Genomic DNA, 14914 nt, shown 5'->3' on the forward strand with positions numbered 1-14914 from the left:
AAGGGGGCGAGCATGAAACCGCTGCTGGATGTTCTTATTATTCTGGATGCTCTGGAAAAGAGGGGAGCTTTGCCGCTGCGTCAGCAAAGCTCTACAAAACTCCATCTGCGCTGAGCTATACCGTTCAAAAACTGGAAAGCGATCTCAATATCCAGATCCTCGATCGCTCCGGGCACCGCGCACGTTTCACCCGTACCGGACAGATGCTGCTGGAAAAAGGCCGTGAAGTCCTCCATACCGTTCGTGAACTCGAAAAACAGGCCGTAAAACTCCATCAGGGATGGGAAAACGAGCTGGTTATTGGCGTGGATGATACCTTTCCGTTTTCTCTCCTGACGCCGCTGATTGAAGCCTTCTATCAACACCACAGCGTGACCCGGCTTATCTTTATCAACGGCGTGCTGGGTGGCTCCTGGGATGCCTTAACGCAGGGCAGGGCGGACATTTTCGTCGGTGCACTCCATGAGCCTCCCCAGCTGAGTGATTTTGGTTTTGCCCGGCTGGGCGTGCTGGAGCAGGTATTTGCCGTGGCGCCCCATCACCCGCTGGCTCAGGAACCCGAGCCGCTTAACCGTCGCGTAATTAAAGGCTACCGAGCCATCGTTGTCGGGGACAGCTCTCGTCCAGAATGCTCGGTCTCCTCGCAGCTGCTTGATGAACAGGAAGCTATTACCGTTTTCGACTTTAAAACCAAGCTGGAACTGCAAATAAGCGGCCTGGGCTGCGGCTATTTACCCCGCTATCTGGCGCAGCGGTTTATTGACAGCGGCGCGCTTGTTGAAAAACAGGTTCTTGCTCAAAGCAGTAATGAATCGGTGTGGGTAGGCTGGAATGAACAAACTGCCGGGCTGGCCAGCGCCTGGTGGCGAGACGAGATTTTAGCAAATAGTGCTATCGCCGCCGTTTACTCTCAGCCCGACGTCCAGAAATCAGCCAGTTAGTAAAAAGAAAATTACCCGCTGCGTTGCAAAGTATTGCCTTTTGTATCCGATGTGGGGCAAAATGCGGCCGCTGCAACCAAATGAATAATCGACGATATAAAAGGCGTCGGTTATTTTTTTTTGCATGTACGAAACGAAACTAAAAACCAAGAGGCCGGGCTTCGTACCGGATAGATATTTACTAAAATCCGACAGTTGTTGTCGCTGAGGAAGAAAGAAATGGGGCAATTTTTCGCTTACGTGGCGGTTATCACCGTAAAGGAGAATAACTATGTCGCATAACGCAACTCCAAACACCTCTCGCGTGGAATTACGTAAAACGCTTACGTTGATTCCGGTTGTTATGATGGGCCTTGCCTATATGCAACCGATGACGCTGTTCGATACATTCGGTATCGTATCAGGCCTCACAGACGGTCATGTGGCAACGGCGTACGCCTTTGCGCTGGTCGCCATTCTCTTTACTGCGCTGAGCTACGGTAAACTGGTTCGCCGTTTCCCGTCTGCAGGCTCTGCCTATACCTATGCCCAAAAATCCATCAGCCCGGCGGTTGGCTTCATGGTGGGCTGGTCATCTCTGCTGGACTATCTGTTCATGCCGATGATCAATATTCTGCTGGCAAAAATTTACTTCGAAGCGCTGGTGCCTTCTGTTCCATCGTGGATCTTCGTTGTCGCGCTGGTGGCCTTTATGACCATCTCTAACCTGCGCAGCATCAAGACCGTGGCGAACTTCAACACCCTGATTGTTATACTGCAGATGGGTATTGTGGCGGTTATCGTTGGCCTGATCATCTACGGTGTTTCTCACGGTGAAGGTGCAGGTACGCTGACCAGCACGCGTCCATTCTGGTCTGAAGGTGCGCACGTTGTGCCGATGATTACCGGTGCGACGATTCTGTGCTTCTCGTTCCTGGGCTTTGACGGTATCTCTTCTCTGTCCGAAGAGACCAAAGATGCTGAGCGCGTGATCCCGAAAGCGATTTTCCTGACAGCGCTGATTGGCGGCCTGATCTTTATCGGAGCTTCCTACTTCCTGCAGCTGTACTTCCCGGACATCTCTCGCTTTAAAGATCCAGATGCGTCACAGCCTGAAATCATGCTGTATGTTGCGGGTAAAACCTTCCAGTGGGGCGTGCTGATCTTCTCCAGCGTGACCGTACTGGCGTCCGGCATGGCGGCACACGCAGGCGTTTCTCGTCTGATGTACGTGATGGGCCGTGACGGCGTATTCCCAACCCGTTTCTTTGGCTACGTTCATCCGAAATGGCGTACTCCGGCGTGGAACGTGCTGCTGGTTGGAGCTATTGCCCTGCTGGCGATTAAATTCGACCTGGTGACGGCGACCGCGCTGATTAACTTCGGTGCGCTGGTGGCGTTTACCTTCGTTAACCTCTCCGTGATCTCACAGTTCTGGATCCGTGAGAAGCGCAACAAAACGCTGAAAGACCACTTCAACTATCTGGTGCTTCCAGTATGTGGTGCCCTGACCGTGGGCGCGCTGTGGATTAACCTGGAAGAGAGCTCTATGGTTCTGGGTCTGATCTGGGGTGCTATCGGTTTGGTTTACCTGGCCTGCGTCACGAAGAGCTTCCGTAACCCGGTTCCTCAGTACGAAGACGTCGCGTAATGACTCGCCGGGTGGCGCTAGCGCTTGCCCGGCCTACAAAACGACACACCCGTTGGCCTGTGCCAGCGGGCAAAAAAAGCCGGAGACATCGCCTCCGGCTTTTTTTATACCCCTCGCTCAGACAATCTCTTGAGCGTACTGGAACAGGGATTTCAACAGCGCCTGTTTCTCAGCATTCCCCTCATACTGGCCATAAAGCATTTCCAGCTCCTGGGCATAGCTATTAAGGAACTCAGGGGTAAAGACATTGCGACGATGCTGCAGCCAGCGATCCTGCTCAGCCTCGTCCAGCGTGCCGGGGAAGTTACGCGCGCGGTAGTTAAACATCAGCTTTTCGATGCGTTTATCGGCAAAGGTGATATCCAGCGCCGGCAGGTTACGCGGCTCGGTTTGCAGAACGATATTCATCGCCGCGCGGTCGGCATCGCTGAAGAAGCCGTTGTAGAGCTGGGCATCCACGTTTTCAGACGGCACGAACGGCTCCGCCTCGGCAAAGATAGCAACTACTTTCTCGCGCACCTGCGGGTTATCGCGCAGCACTTTCAGGTTATCGAGGCAGCGCTGACGGTTAATGCCCAGTCTGTCCGCATCTTCCGGGCGCAGCGTATTCGCCTGCGCGAGTACCGGACATTTATTGATATGCACCAGTTTGACCGGCACCGCGGGCAGATCGCCGAGTTCATTTTTCGGGGTATAGAGCCGTTCGCGCAGGGTATCGCTGTCGAGCTCCAGCAGCGGCGAAATATCGCCGGCTAAATCCACCATGATGACCGCATTACGGTTGTCCGGATGCCACGCCAGCGGGGCGACCCAGCTGGTATTACCGCGCCAGGCACCAAACATGCCGGAAATATGCACCAGGGGTTTCATCTGCGGCACGTCGATAAGGGTCATCAGCTTCTGCTTGCTGCGGTGGCTCAGCAGATACTCAAACAGCCGGGGCTGCGCGTTTTTCACCAGCTTCGCCATGGCAATGGTGGCATAGACGTCCGCCATCGCGTCGTGGGCATTGCTGTGCTCGATGCCGTTGGCGCGCGTCAGGTGTTCCAGCCGGAAGCTGGTCAGCCCTTCCTCGTTTTCCGGCCAGTTAATGCCCTCAGGACGCAGGGCATAACAGGCGCGCATGATGTCGAGCAAATCCCAGCGCGAATTGCGGTTCTGCCAGCTCCAGGCATAGGGATCGTAGAAGTTGCGATAGAAGATGTTGCGCGTTACTTCGTCATCGAAGCGGATGTTGTTGTAACCGACCACGCAGGTATTGGGGACGGTAAACAGATCGTGGATGCGTCGGGCGAATTCTGCCTCGTTAACGCCTTTCTCGCGCGCTTCCTGAGGAGTGATCCCGGTGACCATGACCGCCCCGGGCTGCGGCAGGTAGTCATCAGCCGGTTTGCAGTAAAAGACCTCAGGCTCGCCAATAATGTTGAATTCGTCGTCGGTACGGATGGCGGCAAACTGCGCCGGTCGGTCCAGCGCCGGGTGCGTGCCAAAGGTTTCGTAGTCATGAAATAAAAAAGTCGGGCGAGCGGCAGAGTCAGACACCAGTAATACCATCCTGTTAAAAAATGACGTCACTATGGTAAACGATCGTGCGGTTCAGACCGAATAAAAAGCACCGCCGTGACGCAAATTTGCGCGCCAGCTTCAGAGAAAAATCTGTGCTCTGTCACATTTTTTTGCAATTAAGCCAGGTAACGACATCAGAACTCCCGTAAAAAGGTCATCGATTTTTAATGACCTGAGGATATACCGTTGAAACGCCGTCTGTTTATTGCTGTTTCTTTACTCGCTTCGAGTGTCTCATCTGCTTTTGCGGCCGAACCACTGGATTTTTCGCCGCAGCCTCCGGCCATTCAGGCTGGCTCCTGGGTGCTGATGGACTACACGACTGGTCAGATCTTAACGGCGGGCAACGAACATCAACATCGTAATCCGGCGAGCCTGACCAAGCTGATGACGGGGTATGTGGTTGATCGGGCCATTGATAGCCATCGCATTACGCCGGACGACATTGTCACCGTCGGGCGTGACGCGTGGGCAAAAGGCAACCCGGTTTTTGACGGCTCATCGCTGATGTTCCTGAAAGAGGGCGATCGCGTCTCCGTGCGTGATTTAAGCCGCGGTCTGATTGTCGATTCCGGCAACGACGCCTGCGTGGCGCTGGCCGATCACGTGGCGGGCGGTCAGCCGCAGTTTGTGAAGATGATGAACGACTACGTGCAGAAGCTGAACCTGCGCGATACGCACTTTGAAACCGTCCACGGGCTGGACGCGCCGGGCCAGCACAGCTCGGCCTATGACCTGGCCGTACTCTCCCGGGCCATCATTCACGGCGAGCCTGAGTTTTATCATATGTACAGCGAAAAGAGCCTGACCTGGAACGGGATCACCCAGCAAAACCGTAACGGCCTGCTGTGGGATAAAACCATGAACGTGGACGGGCTTAAAACGGGGCACACCTCGGGGGCGGGCTTTAACCTGATTGCGTCCGCCGTTGACGGGCAGCGCCGTTTAATCGCGGTGGTGATGGGGGCGGACAGCCCGAAAGGGCGTGAGGACCAGGCCCGGAAACTGCTGCACTGGGGGCAGCAGAACTTCGATACGGTGCAAATCCTGCATAGCGGTAAAAAAGTGGGGACAGAGCGTATCTGGTACGGCGATAAGGAGCAGGTGAAACTGGGCACCGACCAGGACTTCTGGCTGGCCTTGCCGAAAGCGGAAGTGCCGAACATCAAAGCCAAATACGTGCTGGATAAAAAAGAGCTGGAAGCGCCGATTGCCGCGCATCAGCGTGTCGGGGAGATCCAGCTCTACGATCGCGACAAAGTGGTGGCGCACTGGCCGCTGGTGACGCTGGAAGCCGTTGATAAAGGCGGCCTGTTCTCCCGCATGAGCGATTATCTGCACCACACGCTCTAACTGCTGCTGAGCAGGCTGGCAGGGTTGCGAGTCTGCTCACATAATAAACACTTCACGTTTGCTGAATGCTCAGAACTCGCTTTATAGTGTATGTATATACAGTAATAAATGGAGGCAGCATGGACTACAGCATTAAGCAGCAACAGAAACGTAAGATTGCCGGTTTTCATTTGGTCGGACCGTGGGAACAAACGGTAAAACAGGGCTTTGAACAGCTTGTGATGTGGGTCGACGGGCGTCACATTGAGCCGCTGGAGTGGGTTGCGGTCTACTACGATAACCCCGACGAGGTCCCGGCAGAAAAATTGCGCTGCGATACGGCGGTTACGGTACCGGATGATTTCGTTATCCCGGAAAACAGCGAAGGCGTCATGATGACGGAAATCGCGGCCGGGGATTATGCCGTGGCGACGGCGCGCGTGGAAAACTACGACTTCGCCACGCCGTGGTATCAGTTCTTTAATTCCCTGCTGCAGGACAACAAGTACCAGATGGCGCTCAAACCCTGCTTCGAGCGCTATCTCAATGACGGCAATGCAGACGGCTACTGGGATATCGAAATGTATATCGCGGTAGAGCATAAAACGGTTTAAGCCTGCTAAATGAAGGGTTTTTCAGCCGGGAGCGATCCGCCCGGCTGAAAACACAGTACAATTGTGATTTGCCGTGTAGCTGGAGAGCGGGTGTGCGTCCCGACAAATCATTAACCCCTTTTGAAATTCGCTTGTACAAACATTACCGCGTGGTGCACGGGTGTCGCATCGCGCTGGCTTTCGTGTTGACGTTTGTGCTGGTCCGTTTGCTGGACGTTCCGGAAGGGACGTGGCCGCTGATCACGCTGGTGGTGGTGATGGGGCCCATCTCGTTTTGGGGAAACGTTGTTCCGCGCGCCTTTGAGCGAATTGGCGGGACGGTTTTAGGCTCGGCCCTTGGGCTTATCGCCCTGAAGCTGGAGCTCATCTCATTTCCCGTGATGCTGGCATGGTGCGGTGCCGCCATGTTCCTGTGCGGCTGGCTGGCGCTGGGTAAGAGGCCGTATCAGGCGCTGCTGATTGGTATTACGCTCGCGGTGGTTGTCGGTGCGCCCGCCGGGGATATGACCACCGCGCTGTGGCGAAGCGGGGATGTCATCCTGGGGTCACTGCTGGCCATGCTCTTCACCGGTATCTGGCCGCAGCGCGCTTTTCTGCACTGGCGTATTCAGATGGCGAACTACGTCACCGCCTTTAACCGCGTCTATCAGGCCGGTTTTTCTCCTAATCTGGTCGAGCGGCCCCGGCTGGAAAAGCATCTGCAAACGATCCTCAACGACGTGGTCAAAATGCGCGGTCTGATCGCGCCCGCCAGCAAAGAAACCCGTATTCAGAAATCGATTTTCGAAGCCATCCAGACGGTAAGCCGCAATCTGGTCTGCATGCTTGAACTGCAAATCAACGCCCACTGGGCCTCACGTCCCAGCCATCTGTTGATGCTTAACGCGCAGACCCTCAAAGAGACCCAGCAGATGACGCAGCAAACGCTGTTGACCATTGCCCATGCGCTCTATGAAGGGAACCCGCAGCCAATACTGGCCAACAGCGAGCGGCTGAATGAGATCGTCGCGGAGCTGAAGCAGTTAATCAATGAACGCCAGAGCGATAACGTGGCGGAAACGCCTATTCATGGCTACGTCTGGCTGAGCATGGAACTGGCGCGGCAGCTTGAGCTGTTATCGCACCTTATTTGCCGGGCGCTGCGCAAATAAAAGGCTTATGTGACGCCTGCTGCTTCGATTCAGCAGCAATTGGGGTTATGATAGCTTTAAACGATATACTCATTGTCATTCGCAGCCGCTGTCAGTAAGGTTATTGTCACAACGGTTGCCTTAACGAATCCGAATCTCACATTATCAGGGGTGTAAAAATGGAAACTACCAAGCCTTCGTTCCAGGATGTTCTGGAATTCGTCCGCCTGTTCCGCCGCAAAAACAAGCTGCAGCGTGAAATCCAGGACGTTGAGAAGAAGATCCGTGACAACCAGAAACGTGTTCTGCTGCTCGACAACCTGAGCGACTACATCAAGCCAGGTATGAGCGTTGAAGCTATTCAGGGCATCATCGCCAGCATGAAGAGCGACTATGAAGACCGCGTTGATGATTACATCATCAAAAATGCTGAGCTGTCCAAAGAGCGCCGTGACATCTCTAAAAAGCTGAAAGTGATGGGCGAAATCAAAAACGGCGAAGCAAAAAGCGAGTAATCGCAGCGGATGGTGAAAAAGGCTCTCTGGTGACAGAGAGCCTTTTTTTATGATTCAGAACGCGGCTGTAGCTGATAAATCCAGGCCTGAACCTGCTTGCCTTCAAGGGTGGTCACCGTGACCTCAACCCGATCGTAGCCGTCTTCAAATTCGTCCAGCATTTGCCAGTGCGCGGCAAGGTTATCCGAGATAAATAGATAGCCTTCGACGCGGGGGCCGTCAGGGTGGAGCACAATTCCCGGGAAGTCCGCCGCGGCGCCCCAGCCGCGTTCGTAAAACGTGCCGGATACGGAACCGGCCAGCCATTCGCCGCCGATGTCTTCAAGAATATGCGCATTAGCGTGGCCCGGGCGCAGCGTGCCGTAGACAAACAGAGCGTTCATTTTCCCTCATCCGCAAAGCAAAAAGCCTGCTTTAAAAGCAGGCTTTTTAAATTTGGCTCCTCTGACTGGACTCGAACCAGTGACATACGGATTAACAGTCCGCCGTTCTACCGACTGAACTACAGAGGAATCGTTGTGGAGGCTTATCTTAGCGGCGAAAAAAGTTTTGTCAAACCTGATCTTAGGGAAAATCGACTGATTGCTGATTCTGTCGTCAGTTTGTTGTAAATCCACACATCTTTTTTCAGGAAAATACTTTGCAGGATTAGCATTTGTCCCCCATCATTTGAAATGGAGTTTCAACTTTTCTCGCTAAGGTCCATTTTGAACGTCACTGCCTCCTTACGCCAGGCGATAACGCGCACGCCATGGTATGCAAAACGTAAAAGCTATCGTGTCCTGTTCTGGCGTGAAATCACCCCCCTTGCCGTGCCTATCTTCCTGGAAAATACCTGCGTTCTGCTGATGGGGGTTTTGAGCACCTTCCTGGTGAGCTGGCTGGGTAAAGAGGCGATGGCTGGGGTTGGGCTGGCGGACAGCTTTAACATGGTGGTGATCTCGTTCTTTGCCGCCATAGATCTCGGGACGACGGTGGTGGTGGCCTTTAGCCTCGGCAAGCTTGATCCCAAACGTGCACGCGAGGCGGCCCGCCAGTCGCTGATGATCATGACCATTTTTTCGATCGTTCTGGCGGCGGTGATCCACTATTTCGGTAAAGAGATTATCGATTTTGTCGCCGGGGAGGCGACGAACGAGGTGAAAGACCTGGCGCTGACCTACCTGGAAATGACCGTCTTAAGCTATCCGGCGGCGGCGATTGCGCTGATTGGCAGCGGTGCGCTGCGCGGGGCGGGCAACACCAAAATTCCGCTGCTGATCAACGGCGGGATGAATATCCTGAATATCATTATCAGCAGCGTGCTGATCTACGGCGTGTTCTCGTGGGAGGGGCTGGGGTTCGTCGGTGCCGGACTGGGGTTAACCATTTCACGCTATATCGGTGCGGCAGCCATCATCGGGGTGCTGATGGCAGGGATTACCCCCTCGCTGCGTCTGACGCTAAAAAGCTATTTCCGCCCCTTTAATTTCGCCATTATCTGGGAAGTGATGGGGATCGGCATTCCCGCGAGCATAGAATCGGTCTTGTTCAACGGCGGGAAGCTGCTCACGCAGATGTTTGTCGCCGGGATGGGGACCGACGTTATCGCCGGTAACTTTATCGCCTTCTCTATTGCCTCGCTGATTAACCTGCCGGGTAACGCGCTGGGTTCAGCATCCACCATTATTACGGGTAAACGGCTCGGGAAAGGGCAGATAGGCCAGGCGGAGCGGCAGCTGCGGCACGTGTTCTGGCTGTCAACCATTGGGCTGACGCTGATCGCCTGGGGAACCGCGCCGTTTGCCGGGCTGATGGCCTCGTTCTATACCCACGAAGATGACGTTAAAGAGGTCGTAAAGATCCTCATCTGGCTCAACGCGGCCTTTATGCCCATCTGGGCGGCCTCATGGGTATTACCCGCCGGGCTGAAAGGGGCGCGCGATGCCCGCTTTGCGATGTGGGTATCGATGCTCGGCATGTGGGGATGTCGCGTTGTCGCGGGGTATACGCTCGGGGTGATGCTCGGATGGGGTGTGGTCGGCGTCTGGCTGGGGATGTTCCTCGACTGGGCCGTGCGGGGCGCTCTGTTCTACTGGCGGATGGTCAGCGGACGCTGGCTGTGGAAATATCCGCGAAAAAATGCCTGACAATTGCGCGAAGTGGAGAATAATTCGGCAAACGATCGGAAATGTGCATTCTGCCTTTGACATCCCGGGGGAGCATCGATAATATGCGCCCCGTTCACACGATTCCTCTGTAGTTCAGTCGGTAGAACGGCGGACTGTTAATCCGTATGTCACTGGTTCGAGTCCAGTCAGAGGAGCCAAATTTAAAAAGCCTGCTTTTAAAGCAGGCTTTTTGCTTTTCTGCGCAAGGTAAATGCAAAACGGCAACCTTGTTGCCGTTTTTAGTGTGTGCACCCTCTCCCGTGGGAGAGGGTTGGGGTGAGGGCACCAGACCGCACGAAATTACAAACTAATCGGCGCCGTCGCCTCAACCAGCCACGGACGCGCATCGCTATTCACCAGAGGTGAAAGCGCCTCGCGTACCTGCCAGTGATACGCATCCAGCCACTGCTTTTCCTGCTCGCTCAGCAGATGCAGCTCAACCTGACTTAAGTCGATCGGGATCAGCGTCAGCGAGGCAAACCTGCAGAAACCCGGACGGCTCTCCACAATCTCCACCTGGTTTTCAATACGAATACCGTGGCTATCGCCCAGATAGTAGCCCGGCTCGATAGTCATGATATTGCCCGCCACCAGCGGCCACGGGTTAACCTTTTTGGCGATGCGATGCGGGTTCTCGTGGATAAGCAGCTGGTGCCCCACGCCGTGCCCCGTGCCATGATCGTAATCCAGCCCCATCTCCCACAGCGGGCGACGCGCAAACGCATCCAGCTGATGCCCCTGAGTCCCGGAAGGGAACTGCAGGGTAATGAGCGACAGGAAGCCTCTCAGCACGGCAGTGTAGTGCAGGCGCTGCTGCGGATCGACGTTACCCCACGCCAGCGTGCGCGTGGCGTCGGTGGTGCCGTTAGCATACTGACCGCCGGAATCGTTCAGGTAAAAATGGTCATGACCGATGGGCTTATTGCTGGCCTCGCTCGAATGGTAGTGGCACATCGCCGCATTGCTCGAAGAGGCGGAGATGGTCGCAAAACTTTGCTCGATGAACCCAGGCTGCTGTTGACGGAACGCAAGCTGCTGCGCCTGTGCGTCCAGCTCGGTGAGCGGTTGTCCTGCCGCCTCGCGCCGCGGCACTTCACGGCTCAGCCAGGCGAGGAAGTTGACCCACGCGGCCCCGTCCCGGTGATGGCACTCGCGATAGCCTGCCAGCTCGACCGGGTTTTTAGTCGCTTTCATCAGGGTTATGGGATCGGTCCGCCAGACAATTTCTCCCCGTGGTTCAATGGCGAAGCGCAGGGCCACCGGCGCGGAATCGGCATCAACCATCACCCGTTTGCCTACAGCAATCTGCTGGCAGCGTTCAATAAAGGTATCCTGCGGGGCAACGGTAAACGCATTGCGCACATTACCAGGCAGGGCACTGAGCTTATTGTCGTTAACAAACCACTCAACGTGACCGTCACGACCGAGAAGGGCAAAGGAGAGCGGTACCGGACTGTAAGGAATATCCGCACCGCGGACGTTTAACAGCCAGGCGATGTTATCCGGCAGGGTGACGGCGAGATAATCGGCATTGTTTGCGGCCAGCACGGCGGCGACGCGCTGACGTTTGTCCGCGCTGCGTTCGCCGCTGTGTTCAACCGGCATCTCACGGATAAGCCCCGCCGGTGCGGCAGGGCGATCGGTCCATAGCGTGTCAAACGGCGAGGCCTTCAGCGGCACCAGCTCGCACGGCGTGGCAGACAGTTGCTCAAACTCCGCGTTGGTCATCAGCAGCGCGTCAAAACCGATGCGCGTTCCTGACTCAACGTTTTCTGCCAGCCATTCCGCCAGCGGCTCGTTGTGTAGATGGTGGATCTCAACCTCATCCGTATTGACCTGAACGCGCGCCTGAACCTGATAGCGCCCGTCGACGAACAGCAGCGCTTTGTTTTTCAGCACCAGCGCCACGCCGGCCGAACCGTCAAAGCCCGTCAGCCAGGCCAGCTTTTCGTCGTAAGGCGCGCAGTATTCGCTCTGCCAGGCATCCGCCCGCGGGACGATTATCCCGTCGAGTTGGCTGGCCTCAAGCCAGTGGCGCAGGGCAGAGAGCGGTGATGTGCTGGACATTGTTTTTCCTTATCGTGATTAGCGGAACGGCGGCTCGTTGAAGGTGCGCAGCTTGCGGGAATGGAGCCTGTCACCTTCTGCCCGCAGCAAATCAATCGCACGAATACCAATCTGCAGATGCTCTGAGATAGCCCCTTCATAGAAACGGTTGGCCTGGCCCGGCAGCTTAATCTCACCGTGCAGCGGCTTATCGGAGACGCACAGCAGCGTGCCGTAAGGAACGCGGAAGCGATACCCCTGGGCGGCAATGGTGGCGCTCTCCATATCAATCGCCACCGCCCGGCTCAGGTTGAACCGCAGCGCGGAGGCGGAGTAGCGCAGCTCCCAGTTGCGGTCATCCGTTGTGACGACCGTACCGGTGCGCAGGCGCTGTTTAACCTCTTCACCCGGCATGCCGCTGACCTCTTTAGTGGCGTCATACAGCGCGCGCTGCACTTCGGCGATGCTCGGGATAGGAATATCCGGCGGCAGCACCGCATCCAGCACGTGGTCATCACGCAGATAGGCGTGGGCCAGCACGTAGTCGCCAATCAGCTGGCTTTCACGCAGGCCGCCGCAGTGGCCAATCATCAGCCACACGTCAGGGCGCAGGACCGCCAGATGGTCGCAAATGGTCTTGGCATTTGACGGACCCACGCCGATGTTGATCAAGGTGATGCCCTGACCGTCGGCGGTGATGAGGTGCCAGGCCGGCATCTGGTGCTTTTTCCACGCCAGATCGGAGATGGCCTGCTCGGGCGCTTCGGTCTCGGCGGTGATCCAGATCCCGCCCGCGCAGGACAGCGCGATGTACGGGCTTTCCGGGTCGAGGATCTGGCTGCAGCCCCAGCGGACGAACTCGTCAACGTAGCGGGTGTAGTTGGTAAAGAGCACGAACGGCTGGAAATGCTCGGCTGGCGTACCGGTGTAGTGGCGCAGGCGCGCCAGCGAGAAGTCCACGCGGCGAGCGTCAAAATGCGACAGGGGAGAAAATTCTGCCGGGTGATAAATCCCGTCTGCCGTCTCATCGCCAATCTGCGAAAGTTCCGTCGTTGGGAAGTGGCGGGTCAATCCCGCGCTCATGGAGCGGTCAAGGGTTAACGCCGAACCGTCAATCACGTACGGATACGGGATCTCATGCTGCGAGGGCTCAACGGCAATGTGCGCGCCGTAATCCTGGTACAGCAGCGTGAGTTGTTCTTCAAGATATGGTCGGAACAGCGCAGGGCGGGTGACGGTGGTGCTGTAGCAGCCGGAGTGGGTAAAGCGCGCGTAGGCGCGGGTTTTGGGATTACTGCTGGCGCTGCCGTCCCAGGTCACAGAGAGCGATGGATAAACAAAAAGGCCCTCGGTTCTGGCCTTTTGGTCGGGAAGTTTCCCTGTTTCGATATATTCGCTGATGGCGCCGCGCAGCGCGTTGACGGACTGTTCATACAGCGCGTCGAGTTTTTCCAGCGCCTGAGCCGGGGTCAGGCTGGAGCCCTTATTATTCATCTCTGTCTCCTTGTTCCACAGGTGTGCGACTCTACCCGATAGTATGTCACACGCCTGTGAAACAAAAGGGAGATCAGGCGTGGCTCGTCTCTTTCATCAGCAGCGCTGTCGCCGCCGACAGCAGGCAGCCGGCCAGCAGATAGATCGCCACGCTGTGCCAGTTGCCGCCGGAGAAGGTCACCAGCGCGGCGGCAATAAACGGCGTAAATCCGCCGCCGACCACGCTGGCGACCTGGTAGCCCACGCCCGCGCCGCTGTAGCGGTAGCTTGCGCCGAACAGTTCGGTAAACATCGGCTGCTGGACGCAGACCACCATATCGTGAGCGATGTTGGCGAGCATGATGGCGAAGAAGACAATCCAGAAGGTCGACTGCGCCTCGAGTGCCATAAAGAATGGCCAGGCGCTGAGGGTGCCAATCAGCGCCCCGGTGATGTAAACGCGACGGCGGCCAAACCGGTCCGCCAGCCAGGCGAAGCAGGGGATAGTCAGACAGCTGATCCCGCCGACCAGCAGGCCGATATTGAGGAACAGTTCGCGCGGCAGACCAAGGTTTTGCGTCGAGTAGTTCAGCGCAAACGCGGTGACGATATACATCGTCAGCAGTTCGCACAGGCGCAGGGCGATAATTTTCAGAAAAGCGCCAGGGTGCTGAACCAGCGCTTCCATCACAGGCAGACGCTTTTTGGCGAGCGGTTTTTCCAGCTGTTGTTTTTCAAACTCAGCCGACTCCTCCATCCCGTTACGGATCCACAGCGCGGCGATGACCAGCACGATGCTGAAGATGAACGGAATGCGCCAGCCCCAGCTCAGGAACTGCTCGTCGGTGGTGAGCTGGCTGATTAACGATACCAGCCCGGTGGAAAGCAGAAGGCCTACGCCGTACCCGACCTGTACGCCGCTGCTGTAAAACGCTTTTCTGTGCTTCGGCGCGCTCTCAACGGACAGCAGCGCCGCACCGCCCCATTCGCCGCCTACGGCGAAGCCCTGGATGGCGCGCAGGGTGACCAGCAGTACCGGTGCCCACCAGCCGATAGAGGCAAACGAGGGGAGAATACCGATAAGTGCGGTGGCGATCCCCATCATCCAGACGGTGAGCATCAGCATGCGCTTGCGGCCCAGGCGGTCGCCGAAGTGGCCGAAGATCACCCCGCCCAGCGGGCGAAACAGAAAGCCGACGCCGAAGGTGGCAAACGCGGCGAGCGTGCCCATCGCGGGGCTGACCTGAGGAAAAAACTCGCGGTTAAACACCAGGGCGGCAGTGATGCCGTAGAGCAGAAAATCATACCAGTCGACGACGGCACCCGCGAAGCTGCCTAAGGCTGCGCGGCGGGCACGATTGAGCGAAGGTGTCTCCTCGCTGGGACGATCGGAGATGAGGGTGGAGTCCATAGTTGTCCTGTCCGTACTGATTTTTTAATTATTGGTATAAGAAAAGGTCACTCACATAGCGGCCGTCATATAAACGGAACCTATGAGACTACCGCGACAGAACGCC

12 protein-coding genes, 2 tRNA genes and 1 pseudogene are annotated in these 14914 nt (G+C 56.4%); 9 read left to right on the top strand and 6 right to left on the bottom strand.

Features of this window, described 5'->3' with window-relative positions:
- Positions 1–12 precede the first annotated feature (12 nt).
- The 3 genes and pseudogenes from ACZ6J2_RS07565 (at position 13) to ACZ6J2_RS07575 (ending at position 2571) form a co-directional block, all read left to right on the top strand.
- A pseudogene (locus tag ACZ6J2_RS07565) lies at positions 13–941 on the top strand (LysR substrate-binding domain-containing protein).
- 219 nt (positions 942–1160) lie between these two features.
- Positions 1161–1223, top strand: a complete 63-nt coding sequence (gene yoeI / locus ACZ6J2_RS07570) for a membrane protein YoeI (protein WP_099458931.1) — start codon at positions 1161–1163, stop codon at positions 1221–1223.
- The gene (locus tag ACZ6J2_RS07575; protein WP_023336236.1) at positions 1213–2571 is read left to right on the top strand and encodes an APC family permease; all 1359 of its coding nucleotides are present in this window, start codon (positions 1213–1215) and stop codon (positions 2569–2571) included. Before yoeI ends, ACZ6J2_RS07575 begins: the two co-directional genes overlap by 11 nt.
- Before the next feature lie 117 nt (positions 2572–2688).
- On the opposite strand, the gene sbcB is transcribed toward ACZ6J2_RS07575, so the two are convergent.
- Complete coding sequence (gene sbcB / locus ACZ6J2_RS07580) at positions 2689–4125, bottom strand: exodeoxyribonuclease I (protein WP_370650855.1); 1437 nt, start codon at positions 4123–4125, stop codon at positions 2689–2691.
- Positions 4126–4323: 198 nt separating this feature from the next.
- Between sbcB and dacD the strand changes: the two genes are divergently transcribed.
- The 4 genes from dacD to ACZ6J2_RS07600 all read left to right on the top strand — a co-directional run bounded on the left by dacD (position 4324) and on the right by ACZ6J2_RS07600 (position 7728).
- Positions 4324–5490 carry a serine-type D-Ala-D-Ala carboxypeptidase DacD gene (dacD, locus tag ACZ6J2_RS07585; RefSeq protein WP_471725309.1) on the top strand — a complete coding sequence of 389 codons (1167 nt, stop codon included), beginning with the start codon at positions 4324–4326 and terminating at the stop codon, positions 5488–5490.
- Positions 5491–5609: 119 nt separating this feature from the next.
- The gene (gene sbmC, locus ACZ6J2_RS07590) at positions 5610–6083 is read left to right on the top strand and encodes a DNA gyrase inhibitor SbmC (protein ID WP_032646437.1); all 474 of its coding nucleotides are present in this window, start codon (positions 5610–5612) and stop codon (positions 6081–6083) included.
- Positions 6084–6175: 92 nt separating this feature from the next.
- Complete coding sequence (locus tag ACZ6J2_RS07595; RefSeq protein ID WP_039263821.1) at positions 6176–7234, top strand: FUSC family protein; 1059 nt, start codon at positions 6176–6178, stop codon at positions 7232–7234.
- A 158-nt stretch (positions 7235–7392) separates the two neighbouring features.
- Positions 7393–7728, top strand: a complete 336-nt coding sequence (locus ACZ6J2_RS07600; protein ID WP_008499467.1) for a DUF496 family protein — start codon at positions 7393–7395, stop codon at positions 7726–7728.
- A gap of 47 nt (positions 7729–7775) precedes the next feature.
- Here the strand turns inward: ACZ6J2_RS07600 and ACZ6J2_RS07605 are convergent, their stop codons facing one another.
- Together ACZ6J2_RS07605 and ACZ6J2_RS07610 are read right to left on the bottom strand one after the other, a co-directional pair.
- The gene (locus tag ACZ6J2_RS07605) at positions 7776–8111 is read right to left on the bottom strand and encodes a gamma-glutamylcyclotransferase family protein (protein ID WP_045142990.1); all 336 of its coding nucleotides are present in this window, start codon (positions 8109–8111) and stop codon (positions 7776–7778) included.
- Between the two features lie 53 nt (positions 8112–8164).
- Positions 8165–8240, bottom strand: a tRNA-Asn gene (locus ACZ6J2_RS07610).
- Between the two features lie 162 nt (positions 8241–8402).
- Between ACZ6J2_RS07610 and emmdR the strand changes: the two genes are divergently transcribed.
- Positions 8403–9857: a multidrug efflux MATE transporter EmmdR gene (gene emmdR / locus ACZ6J2_RS07615; RefSeq protein ID WP_123244567.1), complete on the top strand. Its 1455-nt coding sequence runs from the start codon at positions 8403–8405 to the stop codon at positions 9855–9857.
- 103 nt (positions 9858–9960) lie between these two features.
- Positions 9961–10036 (top strand) — tRNA-Asn (locus tag ACZ6J2_RS07620).
- Between the two features lie 142 nt (positions 10037–10178).
- Here the strand turns inward: ACZ6J2_RS07620 and ACZ6J2_RS07625 are convergent.
- The 3 genes from ACZ6J2_RS07625 to shiA form a co-directional block, all read right to left on the bottom strand.
- On the bottom strand, positions 10179–11945 hold the full coding sequence (locus tag ACZ6J2_RS07625; protein WP_471725310.1) for an aminopeptidase P family protein: 1767 nt from the start codon (positions 11943–11945) through the stop codon (positions 10179–10181).
- 18 nt (positions 11946–11963) lie between these two features.
- Positions 11964–13418, bottom strand: a complete 1455-nt coding sequence (locus ACZ6J2_RS07630) for an AMP nucleosidase (protein WP_471725311.1) — start codon at positions 13416–13418, stop codon at positions 11964–11966.
- 73 nt (positions 13419–13491) lie between these two features.
- Positions 13492–14808 (bottom strand): shikimate transporter, encoded by a 1317-nt coding sequence (shiA, locus tag ACZ6J2_RS07635; protein WP_471725312.1) that lies wholly within the window; start codon positions 14806–14808, stop codon positions 13492–13494.
- Positions 14809–14914: the final 106 nt, after the last annotated feature.

It is taken from the genome of Enterobacter sp. E14S (assembly GCF_055666685.1).

Coding starts and splice junctions, on each gene's coding strand:
- ACZ6J2_RS07575 (WP_023336236.1), top strand. CDS start 1,213: ATGTCGCATAACGCAACTCCAAACACCTCTCGCGTGGAATTACGTAAA.
- sbcB (WP_370650855.1), bottom strand. CDS start 4,125: ATGGTATTACTGGTGTCTGACTCTGCCGCTCGCCCGACTTTTTTATTT.
- sbmC (WP_032646437.1), top strand. CDS start 5,610: ATGGACTACAGCATTAAGCAGCAACAGAAACGTAAGATTGCCGGTTTT.
- ACZ6J2_RS07600 (WP_008499467.1), top strand. CDS start 7,393: ATGGAAACTACCAAGCCTTCGTTCCAGGATGTTCTGGAATTCGTCCGC.
- ACZ6J2_RS07605 (WP_045142990.1), bottom strand. CDS start 8,111: ATGAACGCTCTGTTTGTCTACGGCACGCTGCGCCCGGGCCACGCTAAT.
- emmdR (WP_123244567.1), top strand. CDS start 8,403: ATGGAGTTTCAACTTTTCTCGCTAAGGTCCATTTTGAACGTCACTGCC.
- ACZ6J2_RS07625 (WP_471725310.1), bottom strand. CDS start 11,945: ATGTCCAGCACATCACCGCTCTCTGCCCTGCGCCACTGGCTTGAGGCC.
- ACZ6J2_RS07630 (WP_471725311.1), bottom strand. CDS start 13,418: ATGAATAATAAGGGCTCCAGCCTGACCCCGGCTCAGGCGCTGGAAAAA.
- shiA (WP_471725312.1), bottom strand. CDS start 14,808: ATGGACTCCACCCTCATCTCCGATCGTCCCAGCGAGGAGACACCTTCG.